Raw genomic sequence first — 19462 nt, forward strand, 5'->3', positions numbered from 1 at the left:
GGCGGGCGCTAGTATAAGCGGGTTAAGCCAGACGTCCTGCGCCTGGGCCTGGGCAGGTGGCGATTGTTCCTGACAGAAATTTCTCTAATTGCCTGCGACTAATGATCAACTTTGAGGAAACCGGGAAATTGGCTACTCAATTCGGCGCATCGGCTGGCGAGCATCTCCCTCAGCAGGTTCACCGGCTTACTCAATTGTGCGCGATGGGCGCACAACAGATTCAGCGGTGCGCGCTCACACAGCAGTTCCGGCATCAGCACTTTGAGGCGTCCGGCGAGCACATCGGCGCCGACGTCGAGCCAGGATTTGTAGGCGATACCGGCACCGGCCACCGCCCATAGCCGCACTACGTCAGCGTCATCGCTGAAGCGGTCGCCACTCACGGTCAGGCCGACTTCACGCTTGCCATCGTGAAAACTCCAGTGGTCGTGGACGCGGCTGCCGAGCATGTACAAAAGGCAGTTGTGCTGGGCCAGTTGCTCGAGCTGGCGCGGTTCGCCATGCCGGGCCAGATAGTCTGGAGATGCGCACAACACGCGGCGATTGTGTGGCGCGATGGGCAAGGCGATCAGGCTGGAATCTTCCGGCTCGCCGTAGCGCAGGGCGATGTCCACCGGTTGCCGGAACAGGTCGGCGATGCGGTCGCCGAGCAACAGGCGTACCGTCAGTTTCGGGTGTTCACGCTGGAACGCGTCGAGCCACGGCAGCAGCAGATTACGGCCGAAATCCGAGGGTGCTGACAGTTGCAGAATTCCGCTGACCTGATCCTGACCGCTGGCGAGCAGGCGACGCCCCTCGTCGAGATTGCTCAGGGCGGCGCGGGCATATTCGAGGAAGCCTTCGCCCTCGGCGGTGAGGCGCAGGCTGCGGGTCGACCGCGCCAGCAGCCGCGCACCGAGTTGCTGCTCGATGCGCTTCAACGCCGCGCTGGCCACCGCCGCAGACATGTCCATCACCCGTGCCGCCGCCGACAGGCTGCCCAGATCCGCCGCGCGAACAAACAACTGCAAGTCATCAAAACGCAGCATGCGCAGCCTCGATTATCAAAAAAATATTGAAAGAGACTGCTCTTTTAGCCGGTTTTATCGCGCAGAGAAATAGCCAATGATGGCTTCCAACAAATTCATCCCGATTCTCTGGAGTCCGCGCATGTCACAGCCCTTTACCGCTATTGCTACTCTGACCGCCAAGCCCGGCCAGCAGGACGTTCTCGAACAGGCGCTGCGTGCCCTCGTCGAACCGAGCCGCGCCGAGCCGGGTTGTGGCCAGTACGACCTGCACCGCGACCTTGCCGATCAACAGGTTTTTTATGTGATCGAACAGTGGGCCAGTGACGAGATTCTTGAGGCGCACAACGCCAGCGCGCATTTTCAGAAGTTTCAGGCCAGCGCCGGCCACACCATCGAACACTTCCAGCTCAAACGCCTCGGCAAAATTGCCTGATTCCTCCTTCTATCAACTGTACGGAGCCACTTATGAAAGCCATTGCCTATTACGCTTCGCTGCCGATCAGCGACGCCAAGTCCCTGCAGGACATCGAACTGCCAGAACCGGTCGCCGGCCCGCGCGACCTCTTGGTGGAAGTCAAAGCCATCTCGGTCAACCCGGTCGATACCAAAGTGCGGCAGAACGTGACGCCGGAAAACGGCGCGGCGAAAGTGCTGGGCTGGGACGTTGCCGGTGTGGTCAAGTCGGTCGGCAGCGACGTCACCCTGTTCAAGGCCGGTGACAAGGTGTTCTACGCCGGTTCGATTGCCCGGGCCGGTGGCAATAGCGAGCTGCACGTGGTTGATGAGCGCATCGTCGGCCACATGCCCAAGTCCCTCGGTTTTGCCGAAGCCGCCGCGCTGCCGCTGACCGCGATCACTGCGTGGGAATTGCTCTTCGAGCGCCTGCAAATCAGCGAAGGCAGCAATGATCAAGGCCAGAGCCTGCTGATCGTTGGTGCGGCGGGCGGCGTGGGGTCGATCCTCACTCAATTGGCCAAGCAATTGACCGGCCTGAAAGTAATCGGCACTGCCTCCCGTGCGCAAACCCGTGACTGGGTCAGCGCACTCGGTGCCGATATGGTCATCGATCACAGCCAGCCGCTGAGCGAAGAATTGAAGCGCGCCGGCATCGACAGCGTGACCCACGTCGCCAGCCTGACCCAGACCGATCAGCATCTGCCGCAACTGGTCGAAGCCCTCGCGCCGCAAGGCAAGCTGGCGCTGATCGACGATCCGAAGTCCCTCGACATCAGCCTGCTCAAGCGCAAGAGCCTGTCGCTGCACTGGGAGTTCATGTACACCCGCTCGCTGTTCGAAACGCCGGACATGATCGAACAGCACAAGCTGCTCAACCGCGTTGCCGAGCTGATTGACGCCGGCACTTTGAAGACGACTTTGGGCGAGCACTTCGGCGTAATCAACGCGGCCAACTTGCGCCGTGCCCATGAGCTGCTGGAAAGCGGCAAGGCCAAGGGGAAAATTGTTTTAGAAGGTTTCTAAAAAAATAAAGCCCCGCAAACACTCGTGATGCCAGAGCGGTTGCGGGGCTTTTTGCCGTCAGTCGGTTGCTTGACCCTTGTCACAATTGCGCGGGTATCGGGGTCTACAATCGAAGCCTCTGCGATACATCTTTTACGCAAGGGAGGTCAGCAATGAAGATCCTGATAAAAGAAGTGGCAAAGTCCCAATGGCAGGTGCGTCTGGACCAGCACGTCGTGACCTTTCGCAGTGAAGCCGAGGCTCTGGCCTTCACTCGCACCCTCGAAGCGCGACTCTGCGCGCCCCACCGGATTCCCGAACCCAGCCAGCAGCGCGCCGCCGGCTGAGCTCCAAAGTCGAGCGTTCAGACCTGGGCTTGCGCCAGCGCCCGGGCATTCTGCAAGCGCCGGGTGAGCAGCGCGACGCTCACCACCAGCAAACCACACAGGCTGATGACCATGGCCATCGGCACGGCGCTGCCATCGTGCAACACCCCCACCAACGCGGCGGCACCGGCGGCGATGCTGAATTGCAGGCAACCGAGCATCGCCGACGCACTGCCGGCGCGGGCGCCCTGACCGTTCATTGCGCAAGCCGAGGCGTTGGGAATGATGCAGCCGAGGCTGGCAATGCAGATGAACAGCGGAATCAGCAACGGCCACAATGCCTCTGGACGCATCGCGCTGACCGCCAGCAACGTCAGCCCGGCGAGGAAGTACACCCACACCGCGCGCACCAGCAAGAACGCCGGGCCACGCTTGGCCAGCAAACGAGCATTGACCTGCGCCACCAGAATGAACCCCGCCGCGTTGGTGCCGAACAGCCAGCCAAAATGCTCGGCGGGTACACCGTAGAGCTTGATGAACACAAACGGTGAACCGGCGATGTAGGCGAACATGCCGGCGATGGCGATGCCGCCGGTCAGGGCGTGGCCGAGGTAGACCGAATCCTTGACCAGCCGTGCGTACTGGCGCAACGCACCGGACAACGGCTGGCGCGGCACGTGGGCCGGCATGCTTTCCGGCAGACCCAACGCCACCGCCAGACCTGCCGCCGCACTGAATCCGGTGAGGACCAGAAAGATCGACTGCCAACCCGTGGTGTTGACCAGAAGCCCACCGAGCATCGGCGCCAGAATCGGCGCCAGGCCCATCACCAGCATCAACTGGGAAAACACCTTCGCCGAGCCCACCGCATCGCACTTGTCGGCGACCACCGCACGGGAAATCACCATGCCTGCACAACCACCGAGTGCCTGGACGAAGCGCGCGCCGATCAGCCATTCTAGGCTCGGCGCGTAGGCGCAGGCCAATGACGCCAGAGTAAACAGGGCGACACCGCTGAGCAGCGGAAGCCGCCGGCCGAAACGATCGGAAATCGGCCCGTACGCCAGTTGGCCCAGCGACAGACCGAGGAAGTACGCCGCCAGCGTCAGTTGAACGTGCTGCTCATCGGTGCCGAACGCCAGTGCCATGGCCGGGAAGGCAGGCAAATAGAAATCGATCGCCAAAGGACCGAAAGCGCTCAAGGCGCCGAGTATCAAAATCGTGCGGAAGTTCATCAGGCATCCAGGTGGGCAAGTCGCAGCCCGACAGTCTAGCCGCGCCCGGACGCCTTGAACATTCCGATAGCTCGCTAACGATCAATTTCAGACGAGCTTCACCTCATAACCCTCTTCGCGAATCGCTGCGATGACCTGATCGGCACTCAGCGCGCTTTCGACGCCGACTTCCTTGGCCGCCAGATCGACGCGCACGCTGGCCGCCGGATCCAGCGCCTGCACCGCAGTGGTGATGGCTTTGACGCAATGACCGCAGGACATGCCTTGAACGTTGAACACTTGCATGGGAAGACTCCTTTGAGTGAGGTTGCCGGCAGTCTCGAGCTTGCCACGATGGCAAGGTCAAGTTCTGCGAAAAACTGCCGGGCTGGCAATCGGCGCCGCGCTCGGCCAAGCTGCATGCATCAATGACTGGAATTCAGGAGATTCAGCCATGCGCTGGTCAGCTTTGGGCCTGTTTGGCTTGCTCAGCCTTTTCGCCGCCGTCCCGCAGGTGCAAGCCGCCGGCGAGGATTACGCGGTACTGATCATTTCCCGCGAGCGCCTCGAAGTGGCGACCTCGTGCGAAATCGGCGTGTACATCCAGGACCAGCTGTCGGCGCGCCTGTTCCAGGAACAGAGCACGTCGTTCAACCTGCCACCGGGCAAGGTTTCGCTGCGCTTGAAACTGCTGCCGGGCCAGGCACCGGGTTGCAACCCCGGCATGCTCGCACCGGGCTCGCAGGAAGTCGTGCTGCATGCCGGCGATGTGCTGAAGTTCCGCCTGGCGATGAATGCCGAAGGCGTGTACTTGAAGCCGGCCGGCCTCGGTTACTGAGCCAAGCGCCGACCCGTTGCCGATCGTTCCCACGCTCTGCGTGGGAATGCAGCCATGGACGCTCTGCGTCCCGAAGCGTGACGCGGAGCGTCACAGGAGGCATTCCCACGCTGAGCGTGGGAACGATCAACATCTTGCGGAATGGTGCTTGACCTTGCCCGCACGGCAAGGTTGATCCTGTAGACATCCACTACAGGGAGCGCGACCGATGTCCGAATCCACCACTTTCGATCTGCCGATTGCCGGCATGACCTGCGCCAGTTGCGCCGGGCGTGTCGAGCGGGCGCTGCGCAAGGTCAGCGGCGCCAGTGCCGTCAGCGTCAACCTCGCCACCGAACAGGCCCGGGTACAGGCGCCCGACGACAGCCTGCCGGCGCTGATGCAAGCCGTGGAGCGCGCCGGTTACAGCGTGCCCCGGCAAACCGTCGAATTGAACATCGACGGCATGACCTGCGCGTCCTGCGTCGGTCGCGTCGAACGTGCCCTGAACAAAGTCCCAGGCGTGAGCAGCGTCAGCGTCAATCTGGCCAATGAACGTGCGCACCTCGAATTGCTCGGCCAGGTCGATACGCAAATCCTGCTCGACGCGGTGAGCAAGGCCGGTTACTCGGCAAGCGTCTGGCAAGCTGAACGGCCACAGTCCGATGACCAGCAAAAACGCCTGCATCGCGAGCGCTGGGCATTGATCTGCGCGATCGCCCTCGCTCTGCCGCTGGTGTTACCGATGTTGCTGCAGCCGTTCGGCATTCACTGGATGCTCCCGGCCTGGGCGCAATTCGCCCTCGCCACCCCCGTGCAATTCATCTTCGGCGCACGCTTTTATGTTGCGGCGTGGAAAGCCGTGCGCGCCGGCGCCGGCAACATGGACCTGCTCGTCGCCCTCGGCACCAGCGCCGGTTATGGCCTGAGTGTCTATGAATGGGCCAGCGCGGCGGGACGCATGCCGCATCTGTATTTCGAGGCCTCGGCGGTGGTCATCGCTTTGGTGTTGCTCGGCAAATATCTCGAAAGCCGCGCCAAACGCCAGACCGCCAGCGCCATTCGCGCTCTTGAAGCGTTGCGGCCGGAGCGGGCGATTCAAGTGATCGACGGGCGTGAGCAGGACGTTGCGATCAGCGCCCTGCGCCTCGACGATCTGGTGCTGGTCAAACCCGGCGAACGCTTCCCGGTGGATGGCGAAGTCGTCGAAGGCCAGAGCCACGCCGACGAAGCGCTGATCAGTGGCGAAAGCCTGCCAGCGCCGAAACAACCGGGCGACAAGGTCACCGGCGGCGCGATCAATGGCGAAGGTCGTTTGCTGGTGCGCACCCAGGCGCTCGGCGCGGAAACCGTGCTGGCGCGGATCATTCGTCTGGTCGAAGACGCGCAAGCAGCGAAAGCTCCGATCCAGAAACTGGTGGACAAGGTCAGCCAGATTTTCGTGCCGACCGTGTTGCTGATCGCCCTGGCCACGCTGATTGGCTGGTGGCTGTACGGCGCACCCCTGGAAACTGCGGTGATCAATGCCGTCGCCGTGCTGGTGATCGCCTGCCCGTGCGCCCTCGGCCTCGCCACTCCGACGGCGATCATGGCCGGCACCGGCGTAGCGGCGCGCCACGGCATTCTGATCAAGGACGCCGAAGCGCTGGAGCGCGCCCATGAAGTCAGCAGCGTGGTGTTCGACAAGACCGGCACGCTGACCTCGGGCACGCCGCGTATCGCGCACTTCAGCGCGGTCGATGGTGACGAGAATAATCTGCTGACCTTGGCCGGTGCATTGCAGCGCGGCAGCGAGCATCCTTTGGCCAAAGCGGTGCTGGATGCCGCCGCCGAACGCGGCTTGAACGTGCCCGATGTCAGCGACAGCCAGTCGCTGACCGGACGCGGCATCGCCGGCACGCTGGATGGCCGGCGCCTGGCGCTGGGCAATCGGCGGATGCTCGACGAAAGCGCCTTGAGTGCCGGTGAATTGAGCACATCCGCCGAAGCGTGGGAACGCGAAGGCCGCACATTGTCGTGGCTGATCGAACAAAGTCCTCAGCCGAAGGTGCTGGGTCTGTTCGCCTTCGGTGACACGCTGAAACCCGGCGCTCTGCAAGCTGTGCAACAACTCGCCGCGCGGGATATCCAGAGCCACCTGCTGACCGGCGACAATCGTGGCAGCGCACGGGTGGTGGCCGAGGCTCTGGGCATCCAAAATGTCCACGCCGAAGTGCTGCCTGCCGACAAAGCCGCGACGGTGGCCGAGCTGAAGAAAACCGGCGTGGTCGCCATGGTCGGCGATGGCATCAACGACGCCCCGGCCCTCGCCGCCGCAGACATCGGCATCGCCATGGGCGGCGGCACCGACGTCGCCATGCACGCGGCCGGCATCACGTTGATGCGCGGCGATCCGCGACTGGTACCGGCAGCGCTGGAGATCAGCCGCAAGACCTACGCGAAGATTCGCCAGAACCTGTTCTGGGCCTTTGTCTACAACCTGATCGGCATTCCGCTGGCGGTGTTCGGCTTCCTCAATCCGGTGCTGGCCGGCGCGGCGATGGCACTGTCGAGCGTCAGCGTGGTGAGCAATGCGCTACTGTTGAAAACCTGGAAGCCCAAGGACCTGGAGGAACACCGATGAACATCGGCCAAGCGGCCCGGCAGAGTGGCCTGAGTGCAAAAATGATCCGCTATTACGAATCGATCGGCCTGCTCAAAGCGGCCAATCGCACCGACAGCGGTTACCGCGTATACGGCAGCGACGACCTGCACACGCTGGCGTTCATCAAGCGCTCGCGGGATCTGGGCTTTTCCCTGGAAGAGGTCGGCAAGCTGCTGGCCCTCTGGCAGGATCGCCAGCGTGCCAGCGCCGATGTGAAAGCACTGGCGCGCCAGCACATCGACGAGCTGAACCAGAAGATCCGCGAGCTCGGCGAGTTGCGCGACACCCTGCAGGATCTGGTCGAGCATTGCAGCGGCGACCATCGCCCGGACTGCCCGATCCTCAAGGAACTGGCGTCGGGCTGCTGCGCGCAACCCGCCCGCGCCTGATCCGCAACAGCGTCACCACGCACAGGGTGCCGAGGGGAATGCCGTGGAACAGCATGACCACGGCCCCCGGCGTCCACCACGCATAGAACGGCGCAGCGACCAGCATGCCGATGCCGAATCCGCTCATCTGCAGCAAGGTCAGCACGCTGAAAATCGGCAGGCGCAACGCCGCAGGTTCCCTTTGCAGCCGTGACATCAAGCTGACTTCGGAAACCCCGTCGCCAAGCCCCGCCGGCAAGGCGAACAGCAGCAGACCGTAGAGGCTGTGCTGCTGGAACATCAGAATGAAACCGCAGGACATCAGCGCTACGCCGCAGAAAAATCTTCTTTCGAGGTGGCTGTTCTCCGAGCCTTTCAGGTGACTGGCGATGCGTGCGCCGAGCAGCTTGCCGCTGGCCCATACCGCAAGCGCCAGGCCCAAGGTCGTACTCGCCGCCTCGGGCGTGAGCAGTTTCGAAATGATCGGGAAGCCGACGTTATGCGCGGCACTGCCCAAGGTGTCGGCCATGGTCACCGCGAGCATGGCCGCGACCACAGGCGCCGAACGCAGGCCTTGCCGCAGCGCAAACCATTCACCGCGTTGCGGCTGTTCGCTGACATCGTTTTTTTCGAAACGCAGGGGCACGATCAGCAGCGCCGCGAGCACATAGGTCAGCGCGTTGAGGGCGAAGACCGTTTCGAAACCAAAAGCAGCCACCAGCAACCCCGACACCAGACTGCCGCCGACCATGGCGGCTGAAGAGGCTGAGGCGATCCAGGCATTGGCCTTGAGCAGCTGCGCCGGCGCGATCAAACGCGGCAACTGGCTGTTGAGGCCGATGGCGAACATCGAATTGCCCAGGCCGAGGCCGAAGGCAATCAACGGCAACAGCCACGCCTGCTGACTCGCCGGTGTGATCAACAGCAGCCCCAGCAGTGCAGCACGCAACAGATCGAACGCAATCAGCGGCGCGCGGCCCTGCCAGCGTCGGTAGAAGCGTGTGCCGATCAGACTGGCGAAGATTCCGCCACCGACACGGCTGGCAAGGAAAATGCCGACGCTCATGGCGCTGTTGCTCAGCAGGTAGACGTAGGTGGCCAGCGCGACCATGTTGAGGAAGGCGCCGAAATCGGAGATCAGCCGGGCGGTTACGATCAGGTGGGTGTTGCGTGGGGTGGTCACATTCAGTCCTTGAGTGTGGTTGGAGCGCTGGACAGTAGACGCGAATAAGCCAAGATCCGAAAGCCCCCTCACCCTAGCCCTCTCCCAAAGGGAGAGGGGACCGATTGGGGGATATTAGGGAGATACACCGACCTGAACGTTTTTCTTTGAATCCATAATCGACTCGGTTTTTTCAGGTCGATGTATGGCTAAAGACACCTCGGTCGGCCCCCTCTCCCTCCGGGAGAGGGACCGATTGGGGGATATTTGGGAGATACACCGACCTGAACGTTTTTCTTTGAATCCATAATCGACTCGGTTTTTTCAGGTCGATGTATGGCTAAAGACACCTCGGTCGGCCCCCTCTCCCTCCGGGAGAGGGACCGATTGGGGGATATTTGGGAAATACACCGACCTGAACGTTTTTCTTTGAATCCGTAATCGACTCGGTTTTTTCAGGTCGATGTATGGCTCAAGACACCTCGGTCGGCCCCCTCTCCCTCCGGGAGAGGGCTGGGGTGAGGGTGCTTTTTGACTCAAACAAAAAACCCGGCCGAAGCCGGGCTTTTTCATCACGCAATCACTGCATCCACGGCGGTGGAGGCGGTTCTTCGGGTTTGCCTTTCGGCGCGTCGTCCGCCGCGCGAATGGCCTGCTTGCGTTCCTCGTCGAGGCGCGCCGCTTCGATTTCGCGCAGCACCCCGCCGACATCGGCCAGGTCCTCCGGATCGTCGAACTCGCCGGTCAGCACACTGTTCGGGTGCAAGGTGCCGGCTTCGTACAACGCCCACATTTCCTTGGCGTACTTGGTCTTCTTCAATTCCGGCGCGAAACGGCCGAAGTACGAAGCCATGTTGCCAACGTCACGCTCGAGCATGCTGAACGCATGGTTGTTGCCCGCAGCGTCGACTGCCTGGGGCAGGTCGATGATGACCGGGCCGGTCGGTGTCAGCAGCACGTTGAACTCGGAGAGGTCACCGTGCACCAGACCAGTACACAACATCAGCACGATCTGCGAAATCAGGAACGCGTGATATTCGCGCGCCTGATCCGGCTCCAGCACCACGTCATTCAGACGCGGCGCGGCGTCGCCGAATTCGTCGGCCACCAGCTCCATCAACAGCACGCCGTCGAGGAAGTCATAGGGTTTGGGCACTCGCACACCGGCGCCGGCGAGACGGAACAGCGCCGCCACTTCGGCGTTCTGCCAGGCGTCTTCGGTCTCTTTGCGACCGAACTTGGACCCCTTCGCCATGGCCCGCGCCTGACGGCTGTTACGAACCTTGCGGCCTTCCTGATACTCGGCCGCCTGGCGGAAACTGCGTTTATTCGCCTCCTTGTAGACCTTGGCGCAACGTAACTGATTGCCGCAGCGCACTACATAAACAGCTGCCTCTTTGCCACTCATCAGTGGGCGCAGCACTTCGTCGACCAGACCGTCCTCGATCAGGGGTTCAATGCGTTTTGGAGTCTTCATCAGCTTTTATTGTGGGTCCTTTATTACCAAACACGCGAATGTCACTCGTTATACGGCAATCCTCGCCCGACGGGGAGGGGTTGCCGACCTGTGAACCTTGAGGATGCACACACTGTGCCGGATCAATCGCAGCGACCCGGGCGAATCATAGCCGAGACCGTGGCATTGATTGGTATCGGTCGGCAAGGGCATTTGCGACAGAATCTGACATGGTCGGTGAACTTCAGTTGCCCTCACCCCAGCCCTCTCCCAGAGGGAGAGGGGGCCGATCGAGGTGTCTCCCGTAATGCATCGACCTGAGAGACCGCAGCGCTTCTGGTTTGAATCGCTGCTTTGGATTCGGTGAAGTGCGCTCAGGTCGGCGTCGATTTCAAGCATCCCCCCATCAGTCCCCTCTCCCTTTGGGAGAGGGTTAGGGTGAGGGGCTTTTCAGCGTTCAATGATCGCGGTGACACCCTGCCCGCCCGCCGCACAGATCGAAATCAACCCTCGCCCCTTGCCCGCCGCATCCAGCAGCTTGGCCAGATTCGCCACAATCCGCCCGCCCGTTGCGGCAAACGGGTGCCCCGCCGCCAGCGAACTGCCTTTGACGTTAAGCCGACTGCGATCAATCGAACCCAGCGGTGCGTCGAGACCCAGGCGGGTTTGGCAATATTCGGGATCTTCCCAGGCCTTGAGCGTGCACAGCACTTGCGCGGCGAAGGCTTCGTGAATTTCGTAGTAATCAAAATCCTGCAAGGTCAGGCCGTTGCGCGCCAGCAAGCGTGGCACGGCGTACACCGGCGCCATCAGCAGTCCTTCGGCACCGTTGACGAAATCCACTGCCGCCGCTTCGCCGTCGCGCAGATAAGCGAGGATCGGCAAGCCGCGCGCTTTGGCCCATTCCTCACTTCCCAGCAACACCACCGACGCGCCATCGGTGAGCGGCGTGGAATTGCCGGCCGTCAGCGTGCCCTTGGCGCTTTTCTCGAAGGCCGGTTTCAGCGTGGCGAGTTTTTCCAGGGTCAGGTCCGGGCGCAGATTGTTGTCGCGGGTCAGGCCGAGGAACGGCGTCATCAGATCGTTGTGCCAGCCTTCGCTGTAGGAAGCGGCGAGTTTGTGGTGGCTTTCGAGGGCCAGTTGATCCTGTTCTGCGCGGGGAATATTCCAGGTCTGCGCCATCAGCTCACAGTGCTCGCCCATGGACAGGCCGGTGCGTGGCTCGCCGTTGCGCGGTAATTCGGGAATCAGATGCCGGGGGCGCAACTGCAAAAGGGTTTTCAGTTTGTCACCGGTGCTCTTGGCGCGGTTGGCCTGTAGAAGAATCCTGCGCAGGCCTTCGCTGACGCTGATCGGCGCATCGGAAGTGGTGTCGACGCCGCCGGCGATGCCGCAGTCGATCTGGCCGAGGGCGATTTTGTTGGCCACCAGCAGCGCCGCTTCCAGACCGGTGCCGCAGGCTTGCTGAATGTCATAGGCCGGTGTCGTCGGAGACAAGCGCGAGCCGAGCACGCACTCGCGGGTCAGGTTCATATCCCGTGACAATTTAAGCACCGCGCCCGCCACCACTTCGCCGATGCGCTGGCCATGCAGGTTGTAGCGTTCGATCAGACCTTCCAGCGCTGCGGTGAGCATCGCCTGATTGCTGGCCGTGGCGTACGGCCCGTTGGAGCGGGCGAAAGGGATGCGGTTACCGCCGATGATCGCGACGCGGCGCAGCTGGGTCATGAAAAGCTCCTGTTCCAAATGGTCGAAATTTACCCAATCCCTGTGGGAGCGAGCCTGCTCGCGAAGAGGTCGGCACATTCAGCCTCTTCAGCGCCTGATACAGCGCCTTCGCGAGCAGGCTCGCTCCCACATGAACCGCATTTATCTGCAAGACCTGCTAAACCTGAGTGTTCAAGCGTAGGCCTTATTGCGCCGATCGAACGATTGATTGCCGTGGACAGTCCACACTTTGAACCCCAACTTCTGGAGAGCGTTCCATGTCTGACCGCTATATCGACTTCGCCAACTCATCCTTCGGCCATCGTCTGGTCGGGGCCTTGGGCCTGCCGTCGCCGGTGCGGCTGGAGCGCTGGCAGGCGGGGCGTCTGCGGCCGATCGAGGGCGCCCTGTTGATCGGTGGCGGGCCGCTGGCCGAACGGATCGGCGTGTTTGCCAACCGCTTGACCGATGCAATCTACAGCTACGGCACCGAGCCCTCGCTGGCCACCGCGTGGATCCCCGGCCACGGGCCGAAAATCAAAGCGGTGGTGTTCGACGCCAGCGCTCTGCAACACACCGACCAGCTCAAGCAGTTGCGCGAATTCTTCCAGCCCTTGATGAAGAACCTCGACCATAGCGCGCACCTGGTGATTCTCGGCCGTGCTCCGGAAAGCCTGGGTGATCCGTTCGCCTCCAGCGCGCAGCGAGCACTTGAAGGTTTTTCGCGTTCGCTGGCCAAGGAGCTGCGCAGCGGTGGTACGTTGCAGTTGATCTACGTCGGCGAAGGTGCCGAAGATCAACTGGAAGGCCCGCTGCGATTTTTCCTCTCGCCGAAAAGTGCATTCGTTTCCGGCCAGGTGATTCGCCTGACCGCGTGCGCCACACCGGTGACTGACTGGACCCGCCCGCTGGCCGGGCGCAAGGCGTTGGTCACCGGTGCTGCACGCGGCATCGGCGCGTCGATTGCCGAAACCCTCGCCCGTGATGGCGCCGAGGTGATTCTGCTCGACGTACCGCCGGCCAAAACCGATCTCGAAGCCCTCGCCGCGCGCCTCGGCGGCCGTGCGATCACCCTCGATATCTGCGCCGATGACGCCGCCGCGCAATTGATTGAACAGCTGCCCGACGGCCTCGACATCCTCGTGCACAACGCTGGCATCACCCGTGACAAAACCCTGGCCAACATGACCCCGGAATTCTGGGACGCGGTGCTGGCCGTCAACCTCAATGCCCCGCAAGTGCTGACCAAGGCGCTGCTCGACAGCGGCACCCTGCGCGACAACGCACGGGTGGTCCTGCTCGCCTCGATCAGCGGCATCGCCGGCAATCGCGGGCAAACCAACTACGCGGCAAGCAAGGCTGGCCTGATCGGTCTGGCCCAGGCATGGGCGCCAACGCTGCTGGAACGCGGCATCAGCATCAACGCCGTGGCCCCCGGTTTCATCGAAACGCAAATGACCGCGCACATTCCGTTCGGCCTGCGCGAAGCCGGGCGGCGCATGAGTTCGCTGGGCCAGGGCGGTTTGCCGCAAGACATCGCCGAAGCCGTGGCGTGGCTGGCGCAACCGGGCACGGGCGCGTTCACCGGGCAAGCGCTGCGGGTCTGCGGGCAAAGCGTTCTGGGGGCCTGAGCATGAGCATTGAATGGCACACGCTGGATCGCGAACCGAGTCTGCCGGGGCTTTATTCGCGCGCAGCGACGCGACGCAAAATCACCGGTACGCAACTGCCCGATAGCGGCCTGCGTTGCTGGGTCGATATCGACAACAAACGGCTGGCAGCCTATCGCAAGGTCTGCGGTTTCGTCGATGACGGCCTGCTGCCGCCGACCTATCCACACATCCTCGCCTTCGCCTTGCAGATGCAATTGCTCACGGCCAGGGATTTTCCGTTCCCGCTGCTGGGGCTGATTCACCTGAGAAACCGCATCCGCGTGCTGCGGCCGATGGGCGCGATCAGTCGCGCGCAAGTCAGCGTGCGCGTGCACAACCTGCAACCACATGCCAAGGGCGCGACGTTCGATCTGTTGACCACCCTCGACGATCAGCTCGGGCCGCTGTGGGAAGCCGAAAGCCAGATGCTCTGTCGCGGGGTAAAACTCGAGGGCGAGGCGCTGGCACAGGACTGGCAGCCGTCGCAGGATTTGCTTGAGGTGACGCGCTGGACTGCGCCGGCCGATATCGGTCGCCAGTATGCGAAAGTCTCCGGCGACTACAACCCGATTCACCTCAGTGCAGCGAGCGCCAAAATGTTCGGTTTTCCCACCGCGATTGCCCATGGACTGTGGAACAAGGCGCGGACACTGGCGGGACTCTCCGATCACCTGCCCAAAGCCAACCTGGAAATCGCCGTGCACTTTCGCAAACCGGTGCGTCTGCCCAGCGAGGTGACGTTACTGGCCAGTGCAGCGGGCTCCAGCGGTGAACTGGGCCTGGTCGGTGCCGGCGACCTGGAACATATGGTCGGTCAGTGGCAACCGATCGCCTGATCTGGCGGGGCGGAAAAAACCGTTAATTGTGTATATATCACTTAAGTTTTTCCGCGCCCTGCCCGCCGCTTTGCAAAAAACCGAGCCTTGAATTTCAAGGCTTTTTTTTGCCCGTTTATTACCTGGGTATTAGTCCTTCGGCATAGCTCCGAGCCTCTATATAAAGGGGTTAATACCAACTTGAGAATGGTGAAAAACCTGCCCTCGACTGAGATTACAGCCACGGACGAGGCATCGCCGACGACAGATCGGCGAGCCATCGAAGGCAACGTAACGTTGTGACAGGTGCAGGAATCTCAATCATGAAAACTCAAGTGATGTGGTCCAAATCGGCAATCGCGCTGGCACTGATTCTTTCGGTCGGCCTCGTCGGCTGCAGCAGCGGCGGTGGCGGCCATCGCAGCAGTTCGGGCAGCTCGACGGCGGACGGCACGGCGGGCACCGATGGCAGCGGTGGCGCGGGCGGCGGAACCGGCGGCGATACTGCCGGCACTGGCGGCACTGGCGGCGGAACCGGTGGCACTGGCGGTACCGGCGGCGGCACCGATCCGACCAACCCAACCAATCCGACAGACCCGACCGATCCCACCAACCCGACCAATCCCGCTGCACCTTCGCTGGTGACCACAACACTTGTTCAGGATGTCGGCAAAACCGTCAGCGGTGTCGGCGATGGCGTCGGCCAGATCGGCGATTCGCTGAGCACTGTTCCGGTCGCTGGCGGCATCGTGCAAAGCGTGGCCAACACCACCGGCAACGTGGTCAGCACCTTGGGCGATGGCGTCACTGATGGCATCGGCAAACTGGCCACTGACCCCAATGGCCTGACCACCACCGTCGCCTCGGTTGGCGGCGTGGTTTCCGATGTTGGCGACGGCGTGTCGGACCTCAGCGTCAAACTGAACACCGCGACCGGTAGCGTTCCCGTCGTTGGCGGTGTAGTCACCCGCGTGGCGCCGCTGGTTGATGGCATCGGTGAAAAAGTCACCATGCTTGGCGACACCCTCAACACCTCACTGACCAGCGGCCCGACCAGCCAGTTGACCAACAAGGTCGGCAGCGGCCTGGTGCCGGTGATCGCCATGGTCGAAAGCACCACTGACAAACTCGGCGATGCCACCGGTCTGGGTGATCCGCTCAAAGGGGTGATCTCGAAAGTGGGCGGCACGGTGAACAGCCTTGGCGGCAAAGTCACCGACGCAGGCAGCGGCAATGCCCTGACCAACACCCTCGGCGGCGCCCTGAGCAACACCGGCACGGCGGTCGGCAAAGCGGGCGGCCTGGTGTCCAATGGCACTGGCTCGGGTACTGGCGGCATCGGTGGCATCGGTGGCGGGCTGGGCGGTACCGGCCTGCTGCAAACCGTGGGTGGTGCGGTGGTCAACGTTGGCAGCGGCCTGAATGCCGGCAGCACCAGCGGAGTGGTCAGTGCCGGCGGCGTCACCGCTGGCGGGCTGGGCACCACGATTGCGTCGATCAACACCGTACTTGGCGGCTCGGGCACACCGATCACTGCAACCACGTCGCCGCTGGCCAGTGTCGGCGCCGCAGTCGGTGCGGGCCTCAATCCGGCCACCAGCGCGGTCACCACGGTCACTCAACAGGTCGGCGCCGCTACCGGTCTCGGCACTCCGGTCGCTGGTCTTACAAATCAGGTGGGCGCCGCCGTCGGCAATCTCGGCGGAGCGATTGCCGCCACCAACAACCCGGTCACCACTGCTGTCGGCGGTCTGGTTACCAACGTCGGCGGCACCGTGGCAGCGGTCGGTGGTCTGGTCAACAGCGGCACTGCCACCGGCGGCACAACTGGCGGTCTGGGCGGGGTACTCGGTGGCCTGACCGGCGCGTTGAGCGGCACTCAACGCTAAATTGCACCTGGCCGATTCGACGGCCTTACCTACAGCGCCTACGCTTGGTTGAGGGCGGAAGATTCCCACGAGTCTTCCGCCTTTTTTCTAAGGAAAAACTTGCCCTGTGCTGTGTTCTGACCATGGAGTGTCCTATGCGCGTACTGGCATCCCTGCTGTGCCTGAGCCTCAGTTCCGCTGCCCTCGCCGACACCTTGCCCAGCTTTCTCAACAGCAACGAAACCATCCGCAACCTCCCCGTACCCAACCTGCCCGCCGACGCCTATCGGCCGAGCGCGGCGCCGCTGCAAGTGCCGGACCCGGGTGCGACCGCCGCACAGCCACTGCTGATGGAAACCAAGGTCAACCTCAAGACCGTGCAGATCGAAGGCGGCACGATCTACCCGCTCAACGAACTCGCGGAAATCTACAAGCCCCTGATCGGCCGCCAGGCCAGCCTTGCCGAACTGATCGAAGCCACGCGCAACATCACCCGCCGCTATCAGCAGGACGGCTATCTGTTGTCCTACGCGTTCCTGCCGCAACAGAACTTCGATGATGGCGTGGCCCGCGTGGTACTGGTCGAGGGCTACGTGCGCGATATCCAGATGCAGGGCGACATCGGCCGGGTCAAAAGTCTGCTCGACAAACTCGCCGCGAAAATCCAGGCCGAACGCCCGCTGACGCGCAAGACCTTCGAGCGCTACACCACGCTGATGAGCCGCATTCCCGGCGTCACCATTCAAGCGCAAGTGCCGCCACCGGGCACCACCGATGGCGCGACCACACTGGTCGCCCAGGCCAGTCGCAAACCGTTCACCAGCACCCTGAGCACCACCGAAGACAACCGCAACGGCCCGCAGGCGTTGCTCGGTGTCAGCAGCAATTCGCAGACTTCGATGGGCGAACAGTTGAGCCTCAGCGGCCTGTTCCCACCGGGCGACGACAAAGAGCATTACTACCGTCTCGACTACAGCCAGTTCCTCGATACCGAAGGCACGCAACTCAACGTCTCGGCCTCGCGTTACCGCGCCGACCCGGACACCGAAGTGCTGGTCGGCGGTGGCGGACGCCTGAGTACCCACCGCGAGAACGATCGCTACTCGATCGGCTTCAGCACGCCCCTGATCGCCTCCGCCAACGAACTGCTGACCGCCGGCTCGCGCCTGTATGCGGTCGACGACAAGACGCGCTACGACGGCATCAACTTTCCCTTCAGCACCGAACTGCGCACCGACGTCCGCGCCCTGGCTTTCGAAGGCGACTGGCGCAAGGCCGACGCCCGCCAACTGCGCATCCTCAGCGCCGGCGTCTACCAGGGCTTCGACAGCCTCGGCGCGCACACCAACTACGACGACATCGACCTGGATTTTTTCCGCGTCAGACTGTCCGGCGTGCAGAGCGACAAGTTTCTCGACAACTGGCAAGGCGTGCTCTCGGCGGCGCTGTACTGGAGCGACGACACCTTGCCCGACAGCGAACGAGCGGTGTTCGGCGGGCAGAACTTCGGTCGTGGCTACCCCGACGACCAGGCCTCGGGCGACAAGGGTTGGGGCGTGGCCTACGAGGTCAACTACCGCTTCAACCGCGACGGCAACTGGGTGCGCATCCTGCAACCCTACGTAGTCGTAGACCGCTCGCGCAGCTGGTTCAACCAACTGCCGGTGCAGGCCAACAACCTGTCATCCACCGCGCTCGGACTGAGGTTCGGCGATGCCAAGTACTACAACGTCGCCCTGGAAGTGGCGAAGGCCATGTCGGATGAAGCGCTGGACACGTTCAATCGCAAGCCTCGGTACAGCATCAGTTTCAGTTACCAGTTGTAAGGGCCGAGCGGTGTGTCAGTCAGGATTTTTTTGACTGACGCACCGCCTTCGCGAGCAGGCTCGCTCCCACAGATTCGGCGGTGTTCACGGTTCCTCAGTACAACCGCCGGCCCTGTAGGAGCAAGCCTGCTCGCGAAAGCGTTCGGCTATTCAACCGATTTATCGCAGCGCTTAAACCAGCCGTTTAAAAACACGCCCCGTTACCTCGCAACAGCCCACAAATCCTTGCGCCTTTGCCTACGGCTACGCCAGAATCCGCCGGCTTGTGCGCCTGGGGCGCGGGTTCTATCGTTTGCCTGCCACTGCTCATCAGTGGTCGGGTTTAGCAGCTCGCCGATACCACGTTGCACCAGTTCCATCAGTCCGGAATACATTCCTGTGCTTGATGGCGGCTGTGCGCAGGGCGCCCTCGGGCGCGCCGATTTCGTGGCTCATCGGTCTGCTAACCTGCGTCCAGCTGCCACCCTTATCGTTTAGCAGCGTGAGGTTGCGGCCCTTACTCCACAAGGAGACTGAGCCCGTGAAAAAGATAACGCCCGATCCACCCCTTGCCGATCCGACTTTCGCCGACCCGCTCGTCGAAGCGCAAAAACTCAAGGAAGCCGCCGACCGCGCCATCGATTACTACCTCAACCCCCGCCTCATCAAAGACCCTGCCGCACCGCGCAAACCCAGCACCCTGTTCATCGTCGACCCGGCTGCGGACAACGAAACCCTGCTGGTGCATGCCTGCGAATCACTGGCCTCGGCAAGCATCATGGCCAGCGACCTCGCCGGATTTATCGATGGACCGCAGCGCAATTCCCTGTTGGGAATACAGCAAGTGATCATGCTGGGCGAACTGGCAGTCAACCGCGTACTGGACAGGCTCGTGCCGGAGTGACAAGAGCAGGATGTTGGTTGCGCAGGTGGTGAGTCAGGCAGAGCGTTGTTGACTGACTGGCCGCCTTCGCTGGCAAGCCAGCTCCCACAGGATTGATGTACATCAGGCAGGAATGGGTTGGCTGGCAGGGCGCTATCGCGAGCAGGCTCGCTCCCACAGTTTGATCGGGTGCGTTCAGTGAGAAACAGGTTGGCTGGCAGGCCGCCTTCGCGAGCAAGCTCGCTCCCACAGTTTGAATCGAGTACATCAGCGAGAA

At 62.5% G+C, this 19462-nt stretch carries 17 protein-coding genes; 11 read left to right on the forward strand and 6 right to left on the reverse strand.

All coding sequences use genetic code 11. From position 1 onward, the window contains the following. Positions 1 to 98 precede the first annotated feature (98 nt). Positions 99 to 1028: a LysR family transcriptional regulator gene (locus V8J63_RS26320; protein ID WP_110603751.1), complete on the reverse strand. Its 930-nt coding sequence runs from the start codon at positions 1026 to 1028 to the stop codon at positions 99 to 101. Between the two features lie 121 nt (positions 1029 to 1149). Between V8J63_RS26320 and V8J63_RS26325 the strand changes: the two genes are divergently transcribed. The 3 genes from V8J63_RS26325 (at position 1150) to V8J63_RS26335 (ending at position 2815) form a co-directional block, all read left to right on the forward strand. Continuing rightward, the gene (locus tag V8J63_RS26325) at positions 1150 to 1443 is read left to right on the forward strand and encodes a putative quinol monooxygenase (protein ID WP_122611296.1); all 294 of its coding nucleotides are present in this window, start codon (positions 1150 to 1152) and stop codon (positions 1441 to 1443) included. Positions 1444 to 1475: 32 nt separating this feature from the next. Next, on the forward strand, positions 1476 to 2489 hold the full coding sequence (locus tag V8J63_RS26330; RefSeq protein ID WP_130928024.1) for a zinc-binding alcohol dehydrogenase family protein: 1014 nt from the start codon (positions 1476 to 1478) through the stop codon (positions 2487 to 2489). 152 nt (positions 2490 to 2641) lie between these two features. Further along, entirely contained in the window at positions 2642 to 2815 is a 174-nt protein-coding gene (locus tag V8J63_RS26335) for a hypothetical protein (RefSeq protein WP_016771823.1), read from the forward strand. 17 nt (positions 2816 to 2832) lie between these two features. On the opposite strand, the gene V8J63_RS26340 is transcribed toward V8J63_RS26335, so the two are convergent. Both V8J63_RS26340 and V8J63_RS26345 read right to left on the reverse strand, forming a co-directional pair. Next, complete coding sequence (locus tag V8J63_RS26340; RefSeq protein WP_024011460.1) at positions 2833 to 4029, reverse strand: multidrug effflux MFS transporter; 1197 nt, start codon at positions 4027 to 4029, stop codon at positions 2833 to 2835. A gap of 87 nt (positions 4030 to 4116) precedes the next feature. Then, positions 4117 to 4314 (reverse strand): cation transporter, encoded by a 198-nt coding sequence (locus V8J63_RS26345; protein ID WP_041479643.1) that lies wholly within the window; start codon positions 4312 to 4314, stop codon positions 4117 to 4119. 148 nt (positions 4315 to 4462) lie between these two features. Between V8J63_RS26345 and V8J63_RS26350 the strand changes: the two genes are divergently transcribed. The 3 genes from V8J63_RS26350 to cueR all read left to right on the forward strand — a co-directional run bounded on the left by V8J63_RS26350 (position 4463) and on the right by cueR (position 7858). Continuing rightward, positions 4463 to 4846 carry a hypothetical protein gene (locus tag V8J63_RS26350; RefSeq protein WP_024011458.1) on the forward strand — a complete coding sequence of 128 codons (384 nt, stop codon included), beginning with the start codon at positions 4463 to 4465 and terminating at the stop codon, positions 4844 to 4846. Positions 4847 to 5054: 208 nt separating this feature from the next. After that, complete coding sequence (gene cueA, locus V8J63_RS26355; RefSeq protein WP_336464877.1) at positions 5055 to 7448, forward strand: copper resistance metal-translocating P1-type ATPase CueA; 2394 nt, start codon at positions 5055 to 5057, stop codon at positions 7446 to 7448. Next, positions 7445 to 7858 carry a Cu(I)-responsive transcriptional regulator gene (cueR, locus tag V8J63_RS26360; RefSeq protein ID WP_336464878.1) on the forward strand — a complete coding sequence of 138 codons (414 nt, stop codon included), beginning with the start codon at positions 7445 to 7447 and terminating at the stop codon, positions 7856 to 7858. The genes cueA and cueR overlap by 4 nt, the downstream gene beginning before the upstream one ends. Here the strand turns inward: cueR and V8J63_RS26365 are convergent. The 3 genes from V8J63_RS26365 to V8J63_RS26375 form a co-directional block, all read right to left on the reverse strand. Next, positions 7812 to 9020 carry an MFS transporter gene (locus V8J63_RS26365; RefSeq protein ID WP_336464879.1) on the reverse strand — a complete coding sequence of 403 codons (1209 nt, stop codon included), beginning with the start codon at positions 9018 to 9020 and terminating at the stop codon, positions 7812 to 7814. The two genes, cueR and V8J63_RS26365, sit on opposite strands and share 47 nt — an antisense overlap. A 559-nt stretch (positions 9021 to 9579) precedes the next feature. After that, a complete protein-coding gene (locus V8J63_RS26370; RefSeq protein WP_016771829.1) occupies positions 9580 to 10476 on the reverse strand; it encodes a PA4780 family RIO1-like protein kinase in 897 nt (298 codons plus the stop codon). Positions 10477 to 10905: 429 nt separating this feature from the next. Next, positions 10906 to 12183 carry an acetyl-CoA C-acetyltransferase gene (locus V8J63_RS26375; RefSeq protein ID WP_130901780.1) on the reverse strand — a complete coding sequence of 426 codons (1278 nt, stop codon included), beginning with the start codon at positions 12181 to 12183 and terminating at the stop codon, positions 10906 to 10908. A 257-nt stretch (positions 12184 to 12440) separates the two neighbouring features. On the opposite strand from V8J63_RS26375, the gene V8J63_RS26380 reads away from it, so the two are divergent. The 5 genes from V8J63_RS26380 to V8J63_RS26400 all read left to right on the forward strand — a co-directional run bounded on the left by V8J63_RS26380 (position 12441) and on the right by V8J63_RS26400 (position 19206). After that, positions 12441 to 13793, forward strand: a complete 1353-nt coding sequence (locus tag V8J63_RS26380) for a 3-oxoacyl-ACP reductase (RefSeq protein WP_336464880.1) — start codon at positions 12441 to 12443, stop codon at positions 13791 to 13793. A 2-nt stretch (positions 13794 to 13795) separates the two neighbouring features. After that, positions 13796 to 14650, forward strand: coding sequence for a MaoC family dehydratase (locus tag V8J63_RS26385; protein ID WP_336464881.1), 855 nt, complete (start codon positions 13796 to 13798; stop codon positions 14648 to 14650). Between the two features lie 302 nt (positions 14651 to 14952). Then, complete coding sequence (locus tag V8J63_RS26390) at positions 14953 to 16518, forward strand: collagen-like triple helix repeat-containing protein (RefSeq protein ID WP_336464882.1); 1566 nt, start codon at positions 14953 to 14955, stop codon at positions 16516 to 16518. A 134-nt stretch (positions 16519 to 16652) separates the two neighbouring features. Next, positions 16653 to 18323 carry a ShlB/FhaC/HecB family hemolysin secretion/activation protein gene (locus tag V8J63_RS26395; protein WP_281881569.1) on the forward strand — a complete coding sequence of 557 codons (1671 nt, stop codon included), beginning with the start codon at positions 16653 to 16655 and terminating at the stop codon, positions 18321 to 18323. A gap of 520 nt (positions 18324 to 18843) precedes the next feature. Further along, a complete protein-coding gene (locus V8J63_RS26400) occupies positions 18844 to 19206 on the forward strand; it encodes a DUF6124 family protein (RefSeq protein ID WP_016771835.1) in 363 nt (120 codons plus the stop codon). Positions 19207 to 19462: the final 256 nt, after the last annotated feature.

It is taken from the genome of Pseudomonas sp. CCNWLW23, assembly GCF_037095675.1.
Lineage (GTDB): Bacteria > Pseudomonadota > Gammaproteobacteria > Pseudomonadales > Pseudomonadaceae > Aquipseudomonas > Aquipseudomonas atacamensis.

What these genes read in the sequence shown, in the direction of transcription:
- V8J63_RS26325 (WP_122611296.1), top strand. Translation starts at nt 1,150, where the DNA reads ATGTCACAGCCCTTTACCGCTATTGCTACTCTGACCGCCAAGCCCGGC.
- V8J63_RS26335 (WP_016771823.1), top strand. Translation starts at nt 2,642, where the DNA reads ATGAAGATCCTGATAAAAGAAGTGGCAAAGTCCCAATGGCAGGTGCGT.
- V8J63_RS26330 (WP_130928024.1), top strand. Translation starts at nt 1,476, where the DNA reads ATGAAAGCCATTGCCTATTACGCTTCGCTGCCGATCAGCGACGCCAAG.
- V8J63_RS26390 (WP_336464882.1), top strand. Translation starts at nt 14,953, where the DNA reads ATGAAAACTCAAGTGATGTGGTCCAAATCGGCAATCGCGCTGGCACTG.
- cueA (WP_336464877.1), top strand. Translation starts at nt 5,055, where the DNA reads ATGTCCGAATCCACCACTTTCGATCTGCCGATTGCCGGCATGACCTGC.
- V8J63_RS26395 (WP_281881569.1), top strand. Translation starts at nt 16,653, where the DNA reads ATGCGCGTACTGGCATCCCTGCTGTGCCTGAGCCTCAGTTCCGCTGCC.
- V8J63_RS26340 (WP_024011460.1), bottom strand. Translation starts at nt 4,029, where the DNA reads ATGAACTTCCGCACGATTTTGATACTCGGCGCCTTGAGCGCTTTCGGT.
- V8J63_RS26320 (WP_110603751.1), bottom strand. Translation starts at nt 1,028, where the DNA reads ATGCTGCGTTTTGATGACTTGCAGTTGTTTGTTCGCGCGGCGGATCTG.
- V8J63_RS26345 (WP_041479643.1), bottom strand. Translation starts at nt 4,314, where the DNA reads ATGCAAGTGTTCAACGTTCAAGGCATGTCCTGCGGTCATTGCGTCAAA.
- V8J63_RS26375 (WP_130901780.1), bottom strand. Translation starts at nt 12,183, where the DNA reads ATGACCCAGCTGCGCCGCGTCGCGATCATCGGCGGTAACCGCATCCCT.
- V8J63_RS26380 (WP_336464880.1), top strand. Translation starts at nt 12,441, where the DNA reads ATGTCTGACCGCTATATCGACTTCGCCAACTCATCCTTCGGCCATCGT.
- V8J63_RS26350 (WP_024011458.1), top strand. Translation starts at nt 4,463, where the DNA reads ATGCGCTGGTCAGCTTTGGGCCTGTTTGGCTTGCTCAGCCTTTTCGCC.
- V8J63_RS26370 (WP_016771829.1), bottom strand. Translation starts at nt 10,476, where the DNA reads ATGAAGACTCCAAAACGCATTGAACCCCTGATCGAGGACGGTCTGGTC.
- cueR (WP_336464878.1), top strand. Translation starts at nt 7,445, where the DNA reads ATGAACATCGGCCAAGCGGCCCGGCAGAGTGGCCTGAGTGCAAAAATG.
- V8J63_RS26385 (WP_336464881.1), top strand. Translation starts at nt 13,796, where the DNA reads ATGAGCATTGAATGGCACACGCTGGATCGCGAACCGAGTCTGCCGGGG.